Raw genomic sequence first — 22,239 nt, 5'->3', positions numbered from 1 at the left:
GCTGCACGCTTCCTCAAATCGGACCGAGTAGAGCATGCAGACTTTGCGTTTGCCGCAGCGCGTCCGCGCGACGGCTCTTACAGGCCGTTGTCCTTCAGGATCTGCGCGGCGTTTTCCTTGGTCACCTTCATCGTGTCGAGCGTGACGGTCTTTTCGACCTTTTCCCTCTTCAGGAACTTCACCGCCTGGCGGAGACCCTCTGCTCCCGGCGTCGCATAGAGGAAAGTCGCGGTGAGTTCGCCGTTGTTGACCCAGGTCACGCCTTCGTTCGGGAGCGCGTCGATGCCGATGAACTTTATTTCCTTCTCACGACCTGCGTCCTTCGCCGCCAGATAGGCGCCATAGGCCATCGGATCGTTGTGGCCGTATACGAGATCGATCTTCTCGTTGTTGCGCAGCGCCGTCGCCATGATGTTGTAGGCCTGGTCCTGCTTCCAGTCGCCGGATTGCTGATCGAGCAGGTTCTTGATGCCGGGCTCCTTGTCGGTGAACTCGTGGAAGCCGTCGTGGCGATCGTGCGCCGGCTGGGTGCCCATGCCGCCCCATATCTCGACGATATTGCCCTGAGCCTTGCCCTTTCCTCCGAGAAGCTCGACCGCATATTCGCCGGCCGCGCGGCCGATCAGTTTGTTGTCGCCGCCGACGAACTGGGTGTACTGGTCGGTCTCGACGTTTCGGTCGAGAACGAAGACCGGGATCTTGGCATCGATCGCCTGCTGCACCACGCCGGTGAGCCCTGCGGACTCTTTCGGCGACACGAGCAAGGCATCCACCTCCTGGCGAACGAGGTTCTCGACGTCGGCCACCTGCTTTTCCGTCCTGTCCTCACCGTCGGTTATGATCAGCTCGACGTCCGGATGCTTTGCCGCCTCGGCGATGATGTCCTTATTGAACTGCGCACGCCACGGTTCGATCGTCGTCGCCTGGCTGAAGCCGATGCGAAACTTCTTGTCCTGAGCCACGGCGTCGTGCGCCGGCATGAGCACGGTCGTCGCGGCGAGGACGGCGGCGACCGCCGTCAGTTTGATGATGTCACGGCGTTTCATTTCTTCTTTCCTCCCATTGTCATGGATAACGTCTCTCCCGACGTCCGCTCCTCGGCGGACGTATCTCCTTGAGCCGGGCGCCGGCTTGCGCCCGGCAGCCGCAATTGCGCGAGAAGGTCGTAGGCATTGCGCTCCTGAACGAGCACCGTCCCGATGATGATCACGCCCTTCAGCACCAGCTGAAGATTGGAATTGATGTTGTGGAGCTGCAGGATGTTGGAGAGCAGGCCGAAGATCAGGACGCCGCAGAACGTCCCGGCAAGGCTCCCGCGCCCTCCCATCAGGCTCGTCCCGCCGATGACCACTGCCGCGATCGCATCCAGTTCGAGGCCCGCGCCGGCGTCGGGCTTGCCCTGGCGGTACTGCGCCACATAGAGGACCGCGGCGATGCCCGCGAGAAGACCCGATACCGCATAGGTGACGATCTTCACCCGGCCCGCATTGATGCCGGAAAGGCGCGCCGCCTCCTCGTTTCCCCCGATCGCATAGACATAGCGGCCGAAGGGGGTGAACCGCAGCACCGCACCATAGATGAGAATCGCGACGATGAAGAATATGCCGGGCATGGGCACGACGCCGAAGACGAGCTGCCGCAGCATATCGAAATCTGCGGTAGCATTGGTGCCGGTATAGACCGGCAGAACGGCATTGTTCTGCCCGGCGGTGAGCCGGGCGATGCCGAGCGCCGTGACCATCATGGCGAGCGTGACGATGAAGGGCTGCAATCGTCCGACCACGATGATCGCGCCATTGACCGCGCCGAACATGAGTCCGACCGCCGGCGCCACGAGCAGAACGCCGAGCACGCCGAATTTGGTCTGCATCTGAGGCAAGAGGAAACTTAGAACCAGGGCACAGAGGACGATGCCGGCTGCGGCGGGCAGAACGGTACCGCGGGTCCGGTCAAGCCGGATGTCGCGGACATGCGTCACGCCCGCCCGTGATTTCTCGATATTGAGGAAGACGAAGCGTACTGCCGCCGCACCGCCGACTAAAACCGCAAGCCCGACGGACGGCAGCCCCAGATAGAGGGCGGCCGTGTCCCCCGGGACGGTCAGGAGCATCGCGCAGACGACGGTGCAGATCGCCATCAGCGAGCCGACCGAAAGGTCTATGCCGCCGGTCAGAATGACGGCCGTCATGCCGGTGGCGATCAGCCCGGTGGTCGATACCTGCCGCAACACGTCGAGGAGATTGCCGGAGGAGAGAAAGATGTTCCTGCCCGACGACGTTACCGGCGAGGACAGGACTCCGATCAGGAAGATGGCGATCAGCCCCCAATAGAGTTTCGTACGGGAGAGAGCCTTCAGGAAATTCATGCAACCGCCCTTCCGCGTGCGCTCCGCGGAGCGGCGAGCTGCATGATGCGCTCCTCGCTCGCCTCCTCCCGGGAGACGAGCCCGGTCTGCCGTCCCTCGGCCATCACCAGAATCCGGTCGGCGAGGAGCAGGAGTTCCGGCAATTCGGAACTGACCACCACGATCGCCAGCCCGTCGCCGGCGAGCTTGAAAATGAGATCGTAGATCTCGCGCTTCGCACCGACGTCGATGCCGCGCGTCGGCTCGTCGAGAAGAAGGACACGCGGACCGGTCGCCAGCCACTTGCCGATGACGACCTTCTGCTGGTTGCCGCCGGACAGGGTTCCGGCCGCCTGATCGGTGCTCGCGCAGCGCACGCCGAGCGCATCGACCGCCCCTTTCGCGAGCGCGCGCTCGCCTCCGAAGGAGCGCAGCCCGAATCGGGCGAGCCTTCCAACAAGCGGCAGGGCCACATTGTCTCTGATCGATTCGTGAAGATGCAGCCCCTTCGCCTTGCGGTCCTCCGTCACCAGAGCAAAACCGAGGCGGCGAGCATCGCGTGGCGAGCGGATATCGACGGCGATGCCGTCCAGCCGGATTTCACCGCCGCGAAGGCCTTCATTCGATGCAAAGATCGTCTCCAGGATTTCCGTGCGCCCCGCGCCGAGCAAGCCGCCGATGCCGAGGATCTCGCCGGCGCGAACGTCGAAGCACACGCCCTTCAGCACGTCGCGCCAGCCATGACGTCCGGGAACGGCAAGCGACAGGTCCCTGACCGAAAGGACGGGCTCGCCGCCGCCTTTGCCCCGGTCGGCCGGGTGCGCGTCGAGGAGGTTGCGGCCCACCATTGCGGCGATGATCGTATTCTCGTCCAGTCCGGCCATCGGCCGGGTCCAGACATGCCGGCCGTCGCGGAAGACGGTGACCCGGTCGCTGAGCTGCATGACTTCGTCGATCCGGTGCGAAATATAGATGATGCCGACACCGTCGGCCGCGAGTTGCCGCATGATCTTGAAGAGGCGCCGACACTCGCCGGGCGAAAGCGCCGAGGTCGGTTCGTCCATGATCAGAATGCGCGCTTCCACGGAGAGGGCCTTAGCGATCTCGACGAGCTGTTGTTCGCCCACCCGCAACTGCCCGACGCGCGCCTCCGGGTCGAGTTCGATGCCGAGACGGTTCAACAGCCCTCGTGCGGCCTCCAGGCTCGCCTTGCGATCCACGAAAAGACCGGCGATCACCCGTTCGCGGCCGAGAAAGATGTTGTCGGCGACGCCGAGTTCGGGGACGAGGTTGAGTTCCTGATGGATGATGGCGATCCCGGCCGCCTCGGCATCGCGCACATTGGAGAAGCGGGCGGTTTCTCCATCGACGCGGAAGGTGCCCTCGTAGTCAGGGTAGACGCCGGACAGGACCTTCATCAGCGTCGACTTGCCGGCGCCATTCTCGCCCATGAGCGCATGGATTTCGCCCGCGCGCAGTTCGAAGCGCACATCCTTGAGCGCCGCGACGCCGCCGAACGATTTCGAAACCGCTTCGGCCGCCAGAACTGGCCGGCCGGATTCTTTGGTGACCGAATCACGGGGGATAGCATCGCGCATGATATTGGCAGCCTCCCTACCGCCGACATCTGACGCTCTATTCACCTATTTCCCGTAGCCTATTCTAAACGTTTCGATGCTGTCAAGCAGGCCGTTCCGGGCTCGATTGCCTAATTCCTGCATTTCAAATAGAGTTTCGCAAGCGAACCATCGAAACGTTTCAGAAGAAATGCAGCAGCGACGAAATTCACGGAAATCCGGTGCACCGACCATGCTCGACGTCGCCAAGGCGGCGCATGTCTCTGTGGCGACGGTCTCGGCCGTGATCAACGGCTCGGCCCCGGTCAGTCCGGAATTGCGCAGCCGCATAGAGCAGGCGATCGGCCTCATAGGCTACAAGCGCAACGCGATCGCCCGCAGCCTCAAGCTCGGCACGACCCGCACCGTAGGCCTGATGGTTGCTGATATCACCAATCCCTTCTTCACCGATGTCGTGGCGGTGATCCAGGACGTGCTGCATCGGGCCGGCTACGCCGTGATGCTCTGCTGCAACGACGAGGACGTTGCCTTGCAGGACGAGCAGATCGCCCTGTTGATCGACCGGAGCGTGGACGGCCTGATCATCGCGCCGGCCGGAGACGACGAGACGCTGAAGCGCATGATCGCGAGCGCCAATCTTCCAACCGTGCTGATCGACAGGCTTTGCGACGGCATCGACACCGATGCGGTCGTGCTCGACAATCGTCGCGCGGTTCAGGACGCAGCGGTCTATATGCTCGGCCTCGGCCATCGGCGCATCGGCTATATTTCGGGCTCGCTCGACACTTCGACCGGGCGGGAGCGTCTTGCCGGCTATCGGGCAGCGTTGGAAGCGGCGGGCCTCCCCTGCGAGGAGGACCTGATCCGGATCGGCAATTTTCGGGAGAAGGACGCCTACACTGCGGCGATCCAGCTGCTGACGAGTCCCGAGCGGCCAACGGCGGTTTTCTCAGCCAACAACCTGATGGTCATCGGGGTGATGAAGGCGATCCGGGACATCGGCCTTCGCTGCCCGGACGACGTTTCGGTCGCAAGCTTCGACGATTTTCCCTGGGCCGACGTCTTCCAGCCGCATCTGACGACGATCGCCCAGCCGGTCCAGGCGATCGGCGAACAGGCCGCGCAGCTCGTGCTCGACCGCCTTTCCGGCGCTAGCCCGGAAGCGCCGCGCCGGCTCGTGCTTCAGGGAAGACTGGTGATTCGCGACTCCTGCCGGCCGGCCGGCAGCCTGGCGCCGCGCGCGATCGCCTGACCCATTTTCGCAAAAGGATCGCGCTATCGGGGCGTCAGTCGTCGTGCAAGGCGCGAGCGATCGGCGGGCCGAAATTCAAGTCGCGGAACCTTGCCGCAAAGCCCGCGCGCTCCGGCGAACAGGCCGTGACGCCGGCATCGGCATCGGCGGCGGAAAAGGGACAGAGCCGTGCCATCTGCCAGCGTTCCTCGCCAAAGCGGAATTGCACCCGCACCGCATCGCCATGCCGCGTCAGCCGCACCTCCAGTGGGTCCGAAGGCGCCCTTGCGTGCAACGGAATGACCGACCAGTCCGATACGCCGCGCGTCACGACCACGCTGAAATGCATCAGCCCGTCGGTATATTCGATACCGCATTTGATCCAGTTCTGTTCGTCGAGCCGCAGCATCAGACCGGCCTGGTCGTAAAGCTGCTCATACTGGCCGACGATCGTCGCCGAAGCGGTGAAATCGCCCGAAACCGGACGAAGATAGGCATGTCCGCTGTCGCGCACGAAGCCGTAGAAGGTTTCGCGCCAGAAATCCGTCTTGGCGTCGGTCTTGAGCGACAGATCGCGTTCGTCGCCCTCCCAGCTTGCCGGCTCGTTCAGCCAGCGATAGGCGCTTGCCATTCTGTCCCTCCATCCGTCCCAGTGTTTTAATTGCTCGGCAGTTGTCGCGCACCCCACTCGCTCTTCGGGATCGCCTCGCCGATTGCGAAGCTGAAGGAAGTGACCGATGTCGTCTCGGGGCTCACTTCGCATTCGAAGTCGATAGCGTACCATGTCGACCGGCTGCGGAAGGCGCCGCCATCTGCGTTCAGGCCCGTCGGCGAGATGAAGCCCCCGGAAGGGCCGAAGGGAACGAGCATGTCCGGAAAGGCGCCGGGCATTTCACGCCGCACCTGCTCGAGCGCTTCGATGCTGCAGAGCTGCACGATCCGCTTTTTCGGCGGCAGCCTGCCGATCGCCTGTTTCACGCGGGGGTCCGACAGGGCGTTTTCAGAATAGAGTTCCTTCGCCTGGACGAGCTGGTTCGACTGGCGTTCGGCCATGGCCTCGGCCGACTTTTGCGCCGGGTCCGCCCTTGCTTCCTCCAGAACCGGTTTCTCCTGGGGAACAGCTGCAGCCGGCGGCGTGGCTGCGGCATCGGCCGCCTCGTTCGCTGCGCTCCGGGCATCGACGCGCAATTCCGCAAGCGCGGTCCTGCTTTCCGCCGGCTTTTCGCTGGCGGTGTTTTCCGTTTTTGCCGGGGCGGGCCGCGAGGCCTCCGGCGTCTCGCTCGGCGTTTCGGACTTCTTCGGCGCGGCCGGAGGCAATTCGGGCCGAGGCGGCTTTTCCGTTTCGACCGGCGCTGCGGCCGACTCGAATGCCTCACGCTGAGGACGCGTTTGCTCGCTCTTGGCCACGTTCGGCTTTTGCTCGGGCTTTTCCGCACTCTTCGGCTGCGCAACGAGCTCGACGCTGACGCTTTGCTCCTTTGCCGGCGCAGACAATTCCGGCGGCCGAACCAGCAGCAAGAAGGCGAGCGCCAGGTGCAGGGCGAGCGAGGTCGGCATGCCCCAACCGGTTTCTCCCCACATTTTCCTGGCGAAGTGCTGCATTGCTCAAAGATCACGGACTCGGAAGCACCGAACCTAAGAGTTCGAGCGCCCCGCAACAAGTGCGGGACGCGCGTCGGTCAAGCGTATTCGACCTGATAAGGCTTTTCGAAGAAATGCTCCTCGAGATTGCACCCGCTGCCGCCGCGGTCGATGACGACGAATTCAGAGGTCGAACGGAGCGGCGTCAGAATTCCGTGCCAGACATTTTGCGCGATGTTGACCCCCTGCCCCGGCGCGGTCTCGAAGGCGATCGGCTCTCCGGGTTCCCCGCCTTCGTCGGGCGCGACGACCACGAGAAAGGGATTTCCCGTCAGCGGGATGAAGGCCTGGCTTCCGAGCGGATGCCGTTCCACCATCTTCAGCGTCAGGGGGATGTCGTAGGGCTCGCCCTTCAAGAGACTGACCAGCGTTCGGGCTTCCGGGCCGCTCGTCTCCACCTTCGCAAGGTCGTGATAGCGGATGCATTTGCCGGCGTTGATCGGAAAGCTCTTCGCATCGTCAGGCTCGATGACGTCGCCGAAGGGCGCGAACTCGCCGTGTGAAAGCGGGCGGATCGGTAGAGGTATCATGGTCTTTCCTCCCTGGTTGACCAATTGCCTTTGGGCGCCGGCACCGATCACTGGATCAGCACCGCCCTGAAATCATTGACGTTCGTGCCCGTGGGCCCCGGCTTGAAAAGGTCTCCAAGCGCATCGAAGGCCGCCCAGCTGTCGTTCTTCTGAAGCAGCGCTGCGGCATCCAGGCGCCGCGCCAGCAGGCGCGCGATCGTCGTATGATCGGCGAAGGCGCCGGCATTGTCCTCGGATCCGTCGATGCCGTCGGTATCCGCGGCGAGCGCCGAGATCCCGCCGATACCGTCGATGCCGAGCGCCAGCGACAGCAGAAACTCGCTGTTGCGCCCGCCGCGACCTTCGCCCCGGACCGTCACCGTCGTTTCGCCGCCGGAAAGGATGAGGGCGGGCTTCGGAAAGGGGCGGCCGCGCAGCGCCGTCTCGCGCGCGATGGCCGCATGAACGAGCCCGACATCGCGTGCCTCCCCTTCGATCGCATCGGAAAGAATGACGGCCTCTACGCCCGCGGACCGGGCCTTGGATGCCGCGGCCTCCAGTGAGACGCCTGCCGAAGCGATCAGTCGCACCTCGTCGCGGGCAAAGCGCGGATCGGAAGGTCTCGGCGCATCCGCCGCAGCGCTCGCCAGCCAGCGCATGACCTTTTCCGGCAAAGCGAGGCGATAGCGCTCGACGATCTTCAGGGCGTCGTCACGGATGGCTGCGTCGGCGACCGTCGGGCCGGATGCGACCAGCGCCGCGTCGTCGCCGGGAATATCGGAGACGACGAGAGAGACGACCCTGGCCGGATGGGCCGCGGCGGCAAGGCGGCCGCCCTTGATCAAGGAAACATGCTTGCGTACCGCGTTCATCGCTCTGATCGGCGCGCCCGACGCAAGTAGCGCTCGATTGACGGCGATTTCATCCTCGAGCGAAAGCCCCGGTGGTGGTGCCGGTAGGAGCGCCGAACCGCCGCCGCAGATCAGCGCCACGACCAAGTCATCCCCGGTCAGGCCGCTGACCGCCGCGAGGAGCCGCTTCGATGCCTTCAGCCCGCCCTCGTCCGGCAAGGGATGGGAGGCTTCGAGCACCTCGATCTGCCTGCAGTGCGCGCCGAAACCGTAGCGCGTGACGACCACGCCGCTGAGCGGCCCCTCCCAGGCGCATTCGAACGCCCGGGCCATCTGAGCGGCGCCCTTGCCGGCTCCGATGACGACCGTGCGCCCCTTCGGCCGCTCCGGCAGATTTGCGGCGATGACGCGTTCCGGATCAGCGGCGGACACCGCAGAGGCGAACAGGCTTTCCAGGAATTGACGCGGGTTGGCGATGGCGGCCATTGTTCCTCCCGTTTAGAAATACGCGGGCGGCGGCTCCTCCTTCCGCCGCCCGGATGCATGATCTCCCCGACGGATGAGGCCGTCGGCCGATCATGCGCGTCCTCGATCGCGACTTATGCGACCTCGTGGTTTGCCATCCGTTCGAGCGCCCGCACGAGCCCGGAGTGGTCAAGCCCGCTGTCGCCATTGGCGGCGCAATTGTTGAAGAGCTCCTGGGTTGCCGCCGTGTTCGGCAGCGAGATGCCGAGGCTTTTCGCTCCCTGCAGCGCGAGGTTCAGGTCCTTCTGGTGCAGCGAGATGCGGAAGCCCGGCTCGAAGGTACGCTTGATCATCCGATCGCCATGGACCTCGAGAATGCGCGACGATGCGAATCCGCCCATCAGTGCCTCGCGGACGCGGGCCGGATCGGCTCCTGCCTTGGACGCGAAGACCAGCGCCTCGGAGACTGCCTCGATGGTCAGTGCCACGATGATCTGGTTTGCGACCTTGGTGACCTGACCGTCGCCGCAATCGCCGACGAGCGTGATGTTCTTGCCCATCAGCTTGAAGAGCGGCAGGGCGCGTTCGAAGGAGCTCGGCTTGCCGCCGGCCATGATGCTGAGAGAGGCGTTCTTGGCGCCGACCTCGCCTCCGGAAACCGGCGCGTCGATATATTCGGCACCGGTTTCGCGTATCTTCTTGGCGAACTCCTTCGTTTCGATCGGCGAGATGGAGCTCATGTCGATGACGAGCTTGCCCTCGCCCAGGCCGTAATAGACGCCATTCTCACCGAACAGGACATCCTTCACTTCCGGCGTATCCGGCAGCATCAGGATGATCGTGTCGACCGTTTCCGCGAGCGCCTTCGGCGTTTCGACGATTTCCAGTCCGTTGTCGACGAGCTCCTGACGCGGCGGGATGGCGAATTTGGATGTGATGATCTTGTGACCGGCATCCTGAAGGTGGCGCGCCATCGGCGTGCCCATGATACCCAGTCCAATGAAACCGATAGATGCCATCGTGCTTAGCTCCTGATTTGGATGATGTCTGCGGATTGTTTGCGCCGGTGCTCGGTGCCAAGCCACCCAAGTCCTTCCGCGGTGGTCGTCAGCGGCTTGTATTCGCACCCGATCCAGCCGTCGTAGCCGGCGGCTTCCAGCGCGTCGAAGACGAAGGGGTAGTTGATCTCGCCGGTCCCCGGCTCGTTGCGTCCGGGATTGTCCGCAAGCTGTATGTGCGCGATCTTTTCTCGGTAGCGCCTGTAGGTGCCGACGAGTTCGCCTTCGGTGCGCTGCTGGTGGTACAGGTCGTACTGGACGAAGAGGTTGTCGCTCCCCACCTCCTCGATGATCGACGCCGCCTGCCCGACCGTGTTGAGATAAAAGCCGGGAATATCGAAGCGGTTGATCGGTTCGATCAGGAGGCGGATGCCGCACTTGCCGAGTTCGGCCGCCGCAAGCTTCAGATTGGCGACGAGGGTCGTGCGCAGCACGCTGTCGGGCACACCGTCCGGGACAATCCCCACGAGGCAATTGACCTGACGGCAGCCGAGCGCGGTCGCATAGTCGATGGCCGTTGCGACCCCCTTGCGGAATTCGTCGATCCGATCCGGCAGGATCGCGATGCCCCGCTCGCCACCGGCCCAGTCGCCGGCCGGCAGGTTGTGCAGCACTTGCGTTAGGCCGTGGCGGTCGAGTTCGCCGCGCAGCGCCACCTTCTCGAATTCGTAGGGGAAGAGATATTCCACGCCTTCGAACCCCGCATTGGCGGCCAGTGCGAAACGGTCGAGGAACGGCGCCTCGTTGAACAGCATCGTCAGGTTCGCAGCAAATCTCGGCATGCGATCACTCCTCTGTGGTAAGCGGGATGCGGGCGGAACCGCGCAGGACGTTCTTCAATCGAGAAGGGCGGCAATCGCGGTCGGGGCATCCTCGCCGCGCTCGGCGAGTTCCTCGAACTCGACGACCGCGTTGATGTCCGCCCCCATGGCGATGTTGGTGACGCGCTCCAGGATGAATTCTATGACGACGGGCACCTGGTGCTCTTCCATCAGCGCCTGCGCCCGATCGAAGGCATCGGCGAATTCATTCGGGCTCCTGACGCGGATTGCCTTGCAGCCGAGCCCCTCGGCAACCGCCACATGGTCGACTCCGTAACCCTTCTCCGCGTCACCGTCGGCATTGATGTTGTCGAAGGCCAGACTGACCTCGAAATCCATGTTGAAGCCGCGTTGGGCCTGACGGATCAGCCCGAGATAGGAATTGTTCACGACCACATGCAGGTAAGGCAGCTTGTGCTGGGCGCCGACCGCGAGCTCCTCGATCAGGAACTGAAAATCGTAATCGCCGGAAAGCGCAACGATTTTCCGGTTCGGATCGGCGGCCCGCACGCCGAGAGCTGCCGGCAACGTCCAACCGAGCGGACCGGCCTGGCCGCAATTGATCCAGTTGCGCGGCTTGTAGACGTGCAGGAATTGCGCGCCGGCAATCTGGCTCAAGCCGATGGTCGAGACGTAGCAGGTGTCGCGGCCGAAAGTCTTGTTCATCTCCTCGTAGACACGCTGGGGTTTCAGCGGGGTCTGATCGAAATGGGTCTTGCGCAGCATCGTCCGCTTGCGCTCGCGGCACTCCTCGGCCCAGGCCGACCAGTCGCGCAGCTTGCCGGCAGTCTTCCATTCGGTCGCGACGTCGAGGAAGAGCTTGAGCGCGGCGCCTGCGTCGGAGACGATGCCGAAATCGGGCGCGAAGACGCGGCCGATCTGCGTCGGCTCGATATCGACATGGATGAACTTGCGGCTCTCCGTATAGGTCGGGACGTTACCGGTGTGGCGGTTTGCCCAGCGATTGCCGATGCCGAAGACGAAATCGGAGGCGAGCAGCGTCGCATTGCCGTAACGGTGCGAGGTCTGCAGGCCGCACATGCCGGCCATCAGCGGATGGTCGTCCGGGATGACGCCCCAGCCCATCAGTGTCGGAACGACCGGAACGCCGGTGATCTCGGCGAATTCGGTGAGAAGATCCGAAGCGTCCGCATTGATGATGCCGCCGCCGGCGACGATCAGCGGCCGCTCTGCCTCATTGAGCATGGCAAGCGCCTTTTCGGCCTGCGCACGGGTGGCGGAAGGCTTGTAGGCGGAAAGCGGCTCGTAGGTTTCCGGATCGAATTCGATCTCGGCAAGCTGTACGTCGACCGGCAGGTCGATGAGGACCGGCCCCGGCCGACCCGAGCGCATCAGATGGAAGGCCTTCTGGAAGACGAAGGGGACCAGCGCCGGCTCCATGACGGTGACCGCCCATTTGGTGACCGGCGCCGCGATTTTTGCGATGTCGACCGCCTGGAAATCCTCCTTGTCGAGACGCGCACGCGGCGCCTGCCCGGTGATGCAGAGGATCGGGATCGAATCCGCGGATGCCGAGTAGAGGCCGGTGATCATGTCCGTGCCGGCCGGGCCCGAGGTGCCTATGCAGACACCGATATTGCCGTGCTTGGCGCGGGTATAGCCCTCCGCCATGTGCGAAGCCCCCTCGACGTGGCGAGCGAGGATGTGACGGATCGATCCGCGCGCCCTGAGGGCCGAGTAGAATGGATTGATCGCCGCGCCGGGTACGCCGAAGGCGCAATCAATCCCTTCTTTTTCCAGAACATAAACCGCTGCGTCGACTGCGCGCATCTTGGCCATGGGAACTCCTCCTGTTTGATTGGAAGGTAAATCCATGCCGCCCCTGTTTCAACGAGTTTATGGAAATCATTCCCATCATATGGAAATAAAGATTTTCAACAAATAGGAGAAAATCGGATGCAATGGCTGTAGAGCATGATCTCAGGCGGCAACTGATTTGGAGACTGGCATGGAGGCGAACGGCAGGGGAAAGAGAGGGCGCAAGGCGGGAGAGAACGCCGCCCCGGCTTCCGTTCAGGTGCTGGACAGGAGCCTGTCCCTGCTGGCGATCATCGCCGAAGGGGACGGCTCGACCTTGACCGCGCTTTCGGAGCGCTCAGGCATGGCGCCTTCGACCGTGCACCGGCTGCTGACGTCGCTCGCCCAGCACGGGATGGTGGCGAACGACGCCGAGGCCGGCACGTGGACCGTCGGCGTCAAGGCTTTCGAGATAGGCAACGCCTTCCTGCGCTTCCGCAAGCTCGGCACGATCAGCCGTCCTTTCCTGAAGCGGCTCATGGACGAAAGCGGCGAGACGGCGAATATCGGCATTGAGGAAGACGGCGACGTCGTTTTCATTTCCCAGGTCGAAAGCCACGCGCCGATGCGCGCCTTCTTCCGTCCCGGGCGGCGGGGCCCGATCCACGCTTCCGGCATCGGCAAGGCCATTCTGTCGACTTGGTCCGATACGGAGATCGCCAAGACTTTGAGTGGCAGAACGCTCCCCTGCTTTACCGGTCGGACGCTCGCCACGCTGCAGGACCTGATACGCAATGTTCAGGAGATCCGCTTCCGCGGCTGGTCGGTCGATGACGAAGAGCACACGCTCGGCATGCGCTGCATCGCAGCCCCGCTCTTCAACGAGTACGGCGAGGCGATCGGCGGCATCTCGATCTCCGGCCCCACCGTCCGTATCGACGACGAGAGACTCGGCATCCTCGGCCCCGCCGTGCGCCGCACGGCGGACGAATTGACGCGCGCGATCGGCGGGCATAGGCCGGAGGAAGGCTGAAGGCGCTCCGCATCCATCTGGTCTGGTGTGTCATGCTTCGAAGTCCGTATCCGCGGCGGATGCCACAGGCAGAACGCGGAAGCGGAAGCGAGGGCGAGCGGCTCCGCCTCGACCTATCTCACCCGGAATCGGTCCTTTTGCCCGGCGAGCCTTGCGCTGCCTCCAGAAAGGCTGCGATGACGGGTCCGGGGTTCGGCCGGCTGATGACGTACACGTCGGCTTCCGGCGCGGGGTCGGCGAGCGGCCGGTAGACGACCCCCGGTCGCGAAAGAGTCCTTATGCATTCCGGGACGAGTGCGACGCCGAGCCCCGCGGCAACGAGGCTGGTGAGGGAATAGGATTCCACGACCTCGTTCGTGATATCAGGTACGAATCCCGCCGCCACGCAGCAATCATGCAGGTAGCGGGCAAAGCGGGAGTCCGCGAGCCTCAGGAAGACGAAACTTTCCTGCCGCAGGTCGCCGAGCGCGATTTTCCCGAAATCCGCCAGGCGATGGTGCTCAGGCAAGGCGATACCCACCTTCTCATGCCAGGCGACATTCGCGACGAGATCCGGATGGTTTCGAGGCCTGCGCACGAAACTGAGGTCGGTGCGATGGGACAGCAAGGCCGCCTCCTGCGCCTCGGGGTCCATTTCATGGATACGGACGAACACGCCGGGCCACGCATCCCGGAACCGCGCGATCAGGTTGGACAACGGCCCCAGCAGCACCGAGCCGGTCGTCGCAATGTTCAGCGCTCCTACCTGCCCGGAACCGATGGCGCGCGCCTGGCGGGTCGCATGCTCCACCTGGCCGAGAATCATCCGGGCGTGTTCGAGAAAGTCGGCGCCCGCCTCGGTCAGTTCGACATTGCGGCTGGAACGCTCGAACAGCCGCGTGCCGACTTCCGCCTCCAGATCTCTGATCTGCTGGCTCAATGGCGGCTGGGAGATGTTGAGACTCCTCGCTGCCGCCGTGAAACTGGCGGCCTCGGCGACAGCAACGAAATAGCGCAGGTGACGTAGCTCCATCACGAAGTCCTATCTATACATCATTCCTCTGGATCGAGTGGAACAATATATTGGACGTATCGCGGATCAAGCCTGTAAAGTTCTGGTGGAGAGGCGGAAGAACCCGTTTCACCTGGCATTCGATGGGATTCACATGCAGAAGAACTACTATTTTCCGGAAGGCGGCCACCCGCCTCAGACCAGCCTGCTTTCCGACCGCGCCATCTTCACCGAGGCCTATGCGGTCATTCCCAAGGGCGTCATGCGCGACATCGTGACGAGCTATCTGCCCTTCTGGACGAATACACGGCTCTGGGTGCTGTCGCGCCCGCTTTCCGGCTTCGCCGAGACCTTCTCGCAATATATCATGGAAGTCGGCCCTTCCGGCGGCAGCAACCGGCCGGAGACGGATCCCCGCGCCGAAGCCGTGCTGTTCGTGGTGGACGGCGAGTTCCATCTCACGCTCGGCGATGAGACGCATCTGATGCAGTCCGGCGGCTATGCCTTCATTCCGCCCGGCACCGAATGGAGCCTCAGAAACGAATCCGATGCGCCGGCGCGATTCCACTGGATCCGCAAGGCCTATGAGGAAGTCGACGGGGTTCCCCTTCCCGAACCGATCGTCACCAACGAGCGCGACATCCCCCCCTCGCCCATGCCGGAAACGGACGGGCGCTGGGCCACCACCCGCTTCGTCGATCCTTCCGACATGCGCCACGACATGCATGTCACGATCGTGACCTTCGAGCCCGGCGGCGTCATCCCGTTCATGGAAACCCATGTGATGGAACACGGACTCTACGTGCTCGAAGGCAAGGCCGTCTACCGCCTCAACAACGACTGGGTGGAGGTGGAAGCCGGCGACTATATGTGGCTCAGGGCCTTCTGCCCGCAGGCCTGCTATGCCGGCGGACCGGGCAAATTCCGCTATCTGCTCTACAAGGACGTGAACCGCCATATGACGCTCGGCAATCCGGGCAGGCTCGCCTGATATTGCAGCCTGCCGTGATCCGCCATAGCTTGGGTGCATGGCGACGCCGAAGCTGGAGGACTACCGCAAGAAGCGGAATTTTTCGAAGACGCCGGAGCCGGTCGGAAATCTGACCGGCGGCGGCAACCGATTTGTCGTGCACAAGCACCATGCGACCGCCGACCACTACGATTTGCGGCTCGAGGTCGACGGCGTCCTGAAAAGCTGGGCGGTGCCGAAGGGTCCGTCGCTCAACCCGGCCGACAAGCGGCTGGCGGTGGAGACGGAGGACCATCCCCTCGACTATATCGACTTCGAGGGCGTGATCCCCGAAGGCGAATATGGCGGCGGTCCGATGATCGTCTGGGACAAAGGCGTCTGGGCGCCGATGGGCGATGTCGAAGACGACCTGCGCAAGGGCGCCTTCAAGTTCCGCCTGGCAGGGGAGAAGCTTAACGGCGGATGGATGCTGGCCCGTCTGAAGCCTCGCCCGGGAGAAGAGGATCAGCGCAACTGGCTCCTTTTCAAGGAGCGCGATCCGGCCGCCGACACATCGATCGACATCCTTGCCGCCCGGCCGGAAAGCGTCAAATCCGGCCGGCGGATCGAGGAACTGGTGGAGAAGCCGAAGGAACCTCCAAAGGCGGTCAAGCTCAATCCCGGCGCGCTGGCCGGTGCGGCCAAGGGCGCACCACCCGAACGCATCGAACCTCAACTCGCAACACAGACGATTCTCCCCCCGGAAGCCGAAAAGAACGCGAAAAAGCCCGAGCTCTGGCTGCACGAGATCAAGTTCGACGGCTATCGCACCATGGCCCACGTTGCGGAAGGAAAGGTGCGCCTCGTCACTCGCGGCGGGCTCGACTGGACGAAGCGCTACGGAGACCTGCCGGAGGCGTTCCGGCGGCTGCCGTGCCGCGATGCCGTCATCGACGGCGAGATCGTCGTGCTGGACGAGACGGGGGTCAGCCGCTTCGCGCTGTTGCAGGATGCGCTTTCCACCGGCGCCGGCAACAGCCTCGTCTTCTACGCCTTCGACCTCCTGCATCTCAACGGCTGGAATCTTTTCGACGTCCCGCTCGAAAAGCGCAAGGCACTGCTGAAGAAATTGCTTGCAGGGCAGATCCCAAGCCGCTCGGCGATCCAGTTCAGCGATCATGTGGTGGGCGAAGGACGCGCGCTTTACGACCGGGCCTCCGAGATGGGCCTGGAAGGGATCGTCTCCAAACGCGTCTCCGCCCCCTACCGAAGCGGCCGGTCGAAGACCTGGACCAAGACGAAGGCGCTGAAGGCGGAGGATTTCGTGATCGTCGGCTACACCGTTTCGGAGGCGGCCGAGGGCATTGCGTCGCTTGCCCTCGGAGAGTGGGCCGACGGCGAGCTGGAATATCGCGGCAAGGTCGGAACCGGCTTCGACGCGCAGATGCTCAAGGAGTTGCTTGTGCGGCTCGAGCCCTTGCGGGCCGGCGCCGCAACGCTCGAAGGAGCGCCCCGGGAGATCATCTGGGTGCGGCCCTTGCTCCGGGCGCATGTCCACTACGGCAACCGGACAACCGACAACGTCCTGCGTCACGCCGTCTTCAAGGGGCTGCGCGACGTCGAGCTGTCGACGCCGGTTTCCATGTCGAGAAAGCGCCTGATCTCGGACGCGGACCTCGCAGGCATATCGATCACCAACCCGACCCGTCGGCTCTTCGGCAAGTCCGGCCCGACCAAGCTCGACCTCGCCGTCTACTACGCGATGATCGGGGATTTCATGCTGCCGCATATTCTCGGCCGTCCCGTTTCGCTGGTACGCTGCCCTACCGGCCGGACGCAGGATTGCTTCTTCCAGCGGCATCCCTTTACCGGAATGCCGCCTTCGGTCGCGACGTTCCAGGCAACCAACTCGGAAGGCGAGGCGAAAACATACCTGTCGGTCGAAGACGCGAGAGGATACCTGGCGCTGGCGCAGTTCGGCGTCGTCGAATTCCACAACTGGGGCACGACACGCAAGCTGCTCGGCAAGCCGGATCGCATCGTCTTCGATCTCGATCCCGGCGAGGGCATCGCCTGGCGCGAGGTGGTCGAGGCCGCGATCCACATCAAGGCCGAACTCGAGGCGCTTGCCCTCGTGCCCTTCGTAAAGACATCGGGCGGCAGGGGAGTGCACGTCGTCGTACCGGTCGTGCCTAAGCTCGACTGGAAAAAATTCCATCAGGCGGCGGGCGCGCTCGCGACCCGTCTCGCGGCCACCGCTCCGGACACCTTCACCACCACCATGGGCAAGGACAACCGCGTAAGGCGCATTTTCATCGACTTCCATCGCAACGCCCGCAGCCATACCTGGGCAGCCCCCTACTCGCTGCGCGCCCGCACCAATCTGCCCGCTTCGACCCCGCTCAGCTGGGCGGATCTGGAGACTATCGACGCTCCGGCGGATTTGAACTATTCTTCGCTGCCGGGCCTTCTGGCCACGTCCGGCGATCCCTGGGCCGATATCGACCACTTCGCGAGGGATCTGTCTATACTGTAGTCGTTGAGCGCGGGATGCAGGCGGAGACCGCATGCATTTTCCTCATCCCGCTCTGGCAGATGTGATCGTAGTGCCGCGTAGGAGACAACCATGGCACCCAGGGCAAGTTGGAAGGGCTATATCAGACTGAGTCTCGTGAGCTGTCCGGTGAGGCTTTACCCCGCCACCAGCGCAAGCGAGCGCATTTCCTTCAATCAGCTTCACAAGGACACCCATAACCGGATCAACATGAAGCCCGTCGATCCGGAGCTCGGCCTCGTCGAGCGTTCGGACCTCGTGAAGGGCTATGAATACGAAGACAAGAAATACATCATCATCGAAGACTCGGATCTGGAAAGCGTCCGGATCGAATCCAATCACACCATGAACATCGAGGCTTTCGTCGATGCCGATTCCGTCGACGTGATCTACCAGGACGCCCCTTATTATCTGGCGCCGGACGGGGCCATGGCCGAGGAAACCTTCGTCGTCCTGCGTGAAGCTCTGCGCCGAAGCGGGAAGCTCGCGATCGCCCGCCTCGTGCTGTCCAGCCGCGAAAGGGTAGTGACCATCGGTCCGCGCGAGACCGGAATGTTCGTCTGCACCTTGCGCAATCCCAACGAGGTGCGCGGCACGGCGGATTATTTCGGCAACATTCCGGTGGGCAAACCGGATCCCGAGATGCTGCAGCTTGCCGAAGCGCTCATCGAGCAGAAGACGACGACCTTCGATCCGAAGCAGTACGAAGACCGCTACGAGGTCGCGCTGATGCAGATGATCCGCGAGAAGCTCAAGGGTCACAAGCCGATCATCGCGCAGGCGCCCGAACGCGGCAACGTCGTCAATCTCATGGATGCCCTCAAGGCGAGCCTTTCGCAGGCCAAACCGCCCGCCAGGAGCAAGCCCAAGGCGGAGCCCGCGGCAAAGGAGCCCGCTGCCAAAGCCGCGGCGGCGAAACGCGTGACGGCTAAACCCGCGGCCAAGAAGAAAGCCTGATGGCGGTTGCCGGTCGGACATTCGGTATCGTGGGCGCGCTCGCCGCCTTTCCGCGGCGGCTGGCGGCGCGCGAGGTCGAGCGCCAGGGCGGACACCTCAGGCGCGGTGTCAACAGGCAGACGAAGTTCGTGGTCTTCGGGCGCGGGCTGCTCGCAAAGGCGTCCGAAGCGGAGATCGAGGCCCGCTTTGACAGCGAAAGCGGGCAGCGTCGGAGCGTGTTCAGCGAGAACGGCTTCCTCCGCCTGCTCGGACTGGCGAGCGCCCCGGAAACATCGGCGCTGACGCGGCAATCGCTCGTCGACCAGTCCGGCATCTCCCCGCGCCACCTCGATCTTCTGTCGTTGTTCGACGCTTTCGAGCATGACGGCGAGCCCTATTCTTTCCGCGATCTGATCCTCGCCAGAAAATATGCCGGCCTGATGGCCAGCGGCGCCGGCTGGAGCGCGATCGCGCGCTCGGTCCACCGCTCCGGAAACGTTGCCTCCCTCACGGCGCTCTCGCTGCACCATGAACGCAAGGATGCGATCTATGCGCGACGCGCCGAAGGCTTGAGCGAGCTCGACGGTCAATTGCTGCTCGACATCGGCTCGCCCGACGAGGAGGCGCTCGAAGATCTGTTCGCTCAGGCCGAAGCGGCCGAAGAAGCGGGGGAATACGACCAGGCGGCCGCGTTCTACCAGCGCTATCTCGGCATCGACCGCACCGACGAGGTTGCAGCCTTCAACCGCGCCAACTGCCTGAGGGCCGCGGGGCGGGAGGCCGAAGCGGCCCAGGACTATGTCCGCGCCATCAAGCTCGATCCTTGCTTCGTCGAGGCCTGGTTCAACCTGGCCGGACTGATGGGCGAACGTGGCCGCACGGACACGGCCAGGCGGCATCTGAGGAGAGCGATCGAAATCGATGGCGATTACGCCGATGCCATCTTCAATCTGGCGAAGCTGGAGTTCGATGCCGGCAATCTCACTGAGGCCCGCCGCTGGTGGACGCGTTACCTCGAGCTCGATCAGCATTCCGAATGGGCACGCGCGGCAGAACGCGGCGTACAGTTCGTGAACCTTCATCTCCTCTCCAGAACGGCTGGCTGACATGCACGGAAAATTCCTGTTCGACGGGCCGGGCGATGCGCCCGTCACCATCCTCCTCGCGCATGGAGCCGGCGCGCCGATGGATTCGACCTCGATGACCGCGGCCGCCCTGGCGCTTGCAGGGGTGGGTTTTCGCGTCGCCCGCTTCGAGTTCGGCTATATGGCAGCGCGGCGCACTGCCGACGGACGCAAGCCCCCGCCCCGTGCGGAAACGCTCAATCCGGAGTATCGGGCGGCCATTGCCGAACTCGGCGCCCAGGGCACTCTCGTGATCGGCGGCAAGTCCATGGGCGGCCGCGTCGCCAGCATGGTCGCCGACGACCTTCATGCCGAAGGGAAGATCGCCGGGCTCCTTTGCCTCGGCTATCCCTTCCATCCCCCCGGAAAACCGGAGCAGTTGCGCACCCGGCATCTCGCCGATCTCAAGACGCCTGCACTGATCTGCCAAGGGACCCGCGACGAATTCGGCACCCGCGACGAGGTTTCGCGATGCGCGCTCTCCGACAGGATCGAACTTCTCTGGCTGGAGGACGGCGACCACGACCTGAAGCCGCGCAAGAAGGTCTCGGGCTTCTCGACCGCAGATCACCTGAAGACGCTGGCCGAAGCGGTCGCGCGATGGGCGGATCGCCTCGCCCCTTGAGCTCCTCATGAAGATCGCGACCTTCAACATCAACGGTGTGAACAAGCGGCTCGACATCCTCTTGACCTGGCTCGCTGCGGCCGAGCCGGACGTGGTCTGCCTGCAGGAGCTCAAGGCGACGGACGGACAGTTTCCGAAGGCCGCGATCGAGGAAGCCGGCTACGGCGCCGTCTGGCGGGGCCAAGCCGCCTGGAACGGTGTTGCCATTCTCGCCCGCGGTTGCGAGCCGGTGCTCACGCGAACCGGATTGCCCGGGGACCCCTCGGATACGCAGAGCCGCTACATCGAGGCGGCGGTGAACGGCATTCTGATTGCGTCGCTCTATGCGCCCAACGGAAATCCGCAGCCCGGGCCGAAATTCGACTACAAGCTCGCCTGGCACTGGCGCTTCAATCAGCATGCCGCCGCGCTGCTCGAGACGGGGGTGCCGGTGGTGTTCGCCGGCGACTACAACATCGTTCCGGAACCGCGCGACATCTATCCGACCCGCTCCTATGACGACAACGCCCTCGTCCAGCCGGAAAGCCGCGCAACCTTCCGGAGCCTCATCGACCAGGGCTGGCTCGACGCGCTGCGCAAGATCCACCCGAAAGATCAGCTCTTCACTTTCTGGGACTACCGCCGCAACCGCTGGCAGCGCGACGCCGGCCTTCGCCTCGACCACATTCTCTTGAGCCGCAAGCTCCGGCGCCGCCTGACCGGCGCCGGCATCGACCGGGAAATCCGTGCGCTTGAAGGAGCGAGCGACCACGCGCCGGTATGGGTGTCGCTGCGGGATTAGATGTTCAGTCCCGGCATCACTGACGGATCAAGGATGATCGGCATACGATTTTGAAGAAAACCATTCTCAGCCACCACTTCAACGGCCAAGGTGAGCTTTGAACGCAGCGACGAGCCAGGCACAACAGATAAAACGTCCGCCAATCAGTCCGGAACAGCCTCAAGGGTGCCTATATACCGAAGTGAGGCTGTCAGCTCTCTTCGTATCGTGGCAAGGTCCAGCGGCCTTGGATACCTCTGCGGATCAGCTCGCCGTGGCCGGCCAAGGCGAAGTGGGAGCTCGATGGTGACGGGGAGGCCTACGGGCATCGCCGACCAGTAGTTCGCAAGATCAACGTCGCCATCGCCGAGTGCGCAAAACACCCAGCCCTCATTCGTAGACTTCACGTCCTTCAGATGAACATGCGCCACCAAATTCGGCGCCGCGGCGAGATCCTCCGCAGGCTGGCGTGTTTCGCTGCTGTAGGTGAAGACATTTCCCGTGTCATGATTGAGACGGACGCGCGGTGACCCGATTTCGCCCAGGAAAATGGCCGCATCAGAGACGATACCCGTGAGATTGCCGCTTCCGTGTCCCGGGTTCTCGAGGGCGAGGGTGAGGCCGCTTGCCTCCAGTTTGGGGATCACTGCCTCCACCGTCGCTCTGATGGCATCGCGCTTGCCTGCCGGTCCGGAATTGGTGATCAGGAATGAAGCACCGAGATCCGCGGCGAAATCGAGCCGCCGGACCAGGGCCGCCGCAGCATCCGGCTCCGATAGGTCCAGATGTGCCGAGGCCGCGTGGATGCGCACCCCTCTGGCAACCGCAAGGTTGCTGAGGCGCGCGGCGGCCGAAGGCGAGAACGCTGTTTCATCGAAATCGACGTAGCCCTTGATGAAGGCTGGTTCTACGTGGAGGCAACCGGCGTCGGCGATCTCCTCGACTGCCATCTCCATGGGGTAGCCGTCGAAGAGCGCCGTCGAAACCGAAACGATGCGAGAGTTGGAGGCCA

The 22,239-nt window shown here is 63.8% G+C and carries 20 protein-coding genes; 8 read left to right on the top strand and 12 right to left on the bottom strand.

What is annotated here, in order from left to right; translation table 11 throughout:
* Positions 1-77: 77 nt before the first annotated feature.
* Genes CN933_RS12245 through CN933_RS12235 form a run of 3 tightly spaced genes read right to left on the bottom strand, consistent with a single transcriptional unit; the run spans position 78 to position 3,942 of the window.
* Complete coding sequence (locus CN933_RS12245; protein ID WP_102761653.1) at positions 78-1,046, bottom strand: substrate-binding domain-containing protein; 969 nt, start codon at positions 1,044-1,046, stop codon at positions 78-80.
* Entirely contained in the window at positions 1,043-2,365 is a 1,323-nt protein-coding gene (locus CN933_RS12240) for an ABC transporter permease (protein WP_102761652.1), read from the bottom strand. Before CN933_RS12240 ends, CN933_RS12245 begins: the two co-directional genes overlap by 4 nt.
* Positions 2,362-3,942 carry a sugar ABC transporter ATP-binding protein gene (locus CN933_RS12235; protein WP_102761651.1) on the bottom strand — a complete coding sequence of 527 codons (1,581 nt, stop codon included), beginning with the start codon at positions 3,940-3,942 and terminating at the stop codon, positions 2,362-2,364. Before CN933_RS12235 ends, CN933_RS12240 begins: the two co-directional genes overlap by 4 nt.
* Before the next feature lie 211 nt (positions 3,943-4,153).
* Here CN933_RS12235 and CN933_RS12230 point away from each other — a divergent pair, with 211 nt between their 5' ends.
* On the top strand, positions 4,154-5,173 hold the full coding sequence (locus CN933_RS12230; protein WP_102761650.1) for a LacI family DNA-binding transcriptional regulator: 1,020 nt from the start codon (positions 4,154-4,156) through the stop codon (positions 5,171-5,173).
* Positions 5,174-5,207: 34 nt separating this feature from the next.
* Here the strand turns inward: CN933_RS12230 and CN933_RS12225 are convergent, their stop codons facing one another.
* From CN933_RS12225 to gcl, 7 genes are all read right to left on the bottom strand, one after another.
* Positions 5,208-5,783 carry a DUF1349 domain-containing protein gene (locus CN933_RS12225; protein ID WP_102761649.1) on the bottom strand — a complete coding sequence of 192 codons (576 nt, stop codon included), beginning with the start codon at positions 5,781-5,783 and terminating at the stop codon, positions 5,208-5,210.
* Between the two features lie 26 nt (positions 5,784-5,809).
* Entirely contained in the window at positions 5,810-6,733 is a 924-nt protein-coding gene (locus CN933_RS12220) for a DUF930 domain-containing protein (protein WP_102761648.1), read from the bottom strand.
* A gap of 98 nt (positions 6,734-6,831) precedes the next feature.
* On the bottom strand, positions 6,832-7,323 hold the full coding sequence (locus tag CN933_RS12215; protein WP_018096250.1) for an ureidoglycolate lyase: 492 nt from the start codon (positions 7,321-7,323) through the stop codon (positions 6,832-6,834).
* Between the two features lie 47 nt (positions 7,324-7,370).
* The gene (locus CN933_RS12210; RefSeq protein WP_102761647.1) at positions 7,371-8,639 is read right to left on the bottom strand and encodes a glycerate kinase type-2 family protein; all 1,269 of its coding nucleotides are present in this window, start codon (positions 8,637-8,639) and stop codon (positions 7,371-7,373) included.
* 113 nt (positions 8,640-8,752) lie between these two features.
* Positions 8,753-9,637 (bottom strand): 2-hydroxy-3-oxopropionate reductase, encoded by an 885-nt coding sequence (locus CN933_RS12205; protein ID WP_018096248.1) that lies wholly within the window; start codon positions 9,635-9,637, stop codon positions 8,753-8,755.
* 5 nt (positions 9,638-9,642) lie between these two features.
* Complete coding sequence (hyi, locus tag CN933_RS12200) at positions 9,643-10,458, bottom strand: hydroxypyruvate isomerase (protein WP_102761646.1); 816 nt, start codon at positions 10,456-10,458, stop codon at positions 9,643-9,645.
* A 54-nt stretch (positions 10,459-10,512) separates the two neighbouring features.
* Complete coding sequence (gene gcl / locus CN933_RS12195) at positions 10,513-12,297, bottom strand: glyoxylate carboligase (protein WP_102761645.1); 1,785 nt, start codon at positions 12,295-12,297, stop codon at positions 10,513-10,515.
* A 169-nt stretch (positions 12,298-12,466) separates the two neighbouring features.
* Between gcl and CN933_RS12190 the strand changes: the two genes are divergently transcribed.
* Complete coding sequence (locus CN933_RS12190; protein WP_018096245.1) at positions 12,467-13,288, top strand: IclR family transcriptional regulator; 822 nt, start codon at positions 12,467-12,469, stop codon at positions 13,286-13,288.
* Between the two features lie 118 nt (positions 13,289-13,406).
* Here the strand turns inward: CN933_RS12190 and CN933_RS12185 are convergent, their stop codons facing one another.
* Complete coding sequence (locus CN933_RS12185; protein ID WP_102761644.1) at positions 13,407-14,300, bottom strand: LysR family transcriptional regulator; 894 nt, start codon at positions 14,298-14,300, stop codon at positions 13,407-13,409.
* A 133-nt stretch (positions 14,301-14,433) separates the two neighbouring features.
* Between CN933_RS12185 and CN933_RS12180 the strand changes: the two genes are divergently transcribed.
* From CN933_RS12180 to xth, 6 genes are all read left to right on the top strand, one after another.
* Entirely contained in the window at positions 14,434-15,270 is an 837-nt protein-coding gene (locus CN933_RS12180; protein ID WP_102761643.1) for a bifunctional allantoicase/(S)-ureidoglycine aminohydrolase, read from the top strand.
* 37 nt (positions 15,271-15,307) lie between these two features.
* Positions 15,308-17,764 (top strand): DNA ligase D, encoded by a 2,457-nt coding sequence (ligD, locus tag CN933_RS12175; protein ID WP_102761642.1) that lies wholly within the window; start codon positions 15,308-15,310, stop codon positions 17,762-17,764.
* A gap of 90 nt (positions 17,765-17,854) precedes the next feature.
* Positions 17,855-18,739: a non-homologous end joining protein Ku gene (gene ku / locus CN933_RS12170; RefSeq protein ID WP_018096241.1), complete on the top strand. Its 885-nt coding sequence runs from the start codon at positions 17,855-17,857 to the stop codon at positions 18,737-18,739.
* Positions 18,739-19,824 (top strand): tetratricopeptide repeat protein, encoded by a 1,086-nt coding sequence (locus CN933_RS12165; protein WP_018096240.1) that lies wholly within the window; start codon positions 18,739-18,741, stop codon positions 19,822-19,824. The genes ku and CN933_RS12165 overlap by 1 nt, the downstream gene beginning before the upstream one ends.
* A 1-nt stretch (position 19,825) precedes the next feature.
* A complete protein-coding gene (locus CN933_RS12160; RefSeq protein WP_102761641.1) occupies positions 19,826-20,467 on the top strand; it encodes an alpha/beta hydrolase family protein in 642 nt (213 codons plus the stop codon).
* Between the two features lie 7 nt (positions 20,468-20,474).
* Complete coding sequence (xth, locus tag CN933_RS12155) at positions 20,475-21,248, top strand: exodeoxyribonuclease III (protein ID WP_018096238.1); 774 nt, start codon at positions 20,475-20,477, stop codon at positions 21,246-21,248.
* A 143-nt stretch (positions 21,249-21,391) separates the two neighbouring features.
* Here xth and CN933_RS12150 read toward each other — a convergent pair whose 3' ends face one another.
* The gene (locus CN933_RS12150; protein WP_234841191.1) at positions 21,392-22,183 is read right to left on the bottom strand and encodes a sugar phosphate isomerase/epimerase family protein; all 792 of its coding nucleotides are present in this window, start codon (positions 22,181-22,183) and stop codon (positions 21,392-21,394) included.
* Positions 22,184-22,239 lie beyond the last annotated feature (56 nt).

The organism is Sinorhizobium sp. M4_45, assembly GCF_002885915.1.
GTDB lineage: Bacteria > Pseudomonadota > Alphaproteobacteria > Rhizobiales > Rhizobiaceae > Sinorhizobium > Sinorhizobium meliloti_A.
The sequence above is the reverse complement of the archived record's forward strand: the minus strand, read 5'-3'. Positions and strand labels throughout refer to the sequence as shown.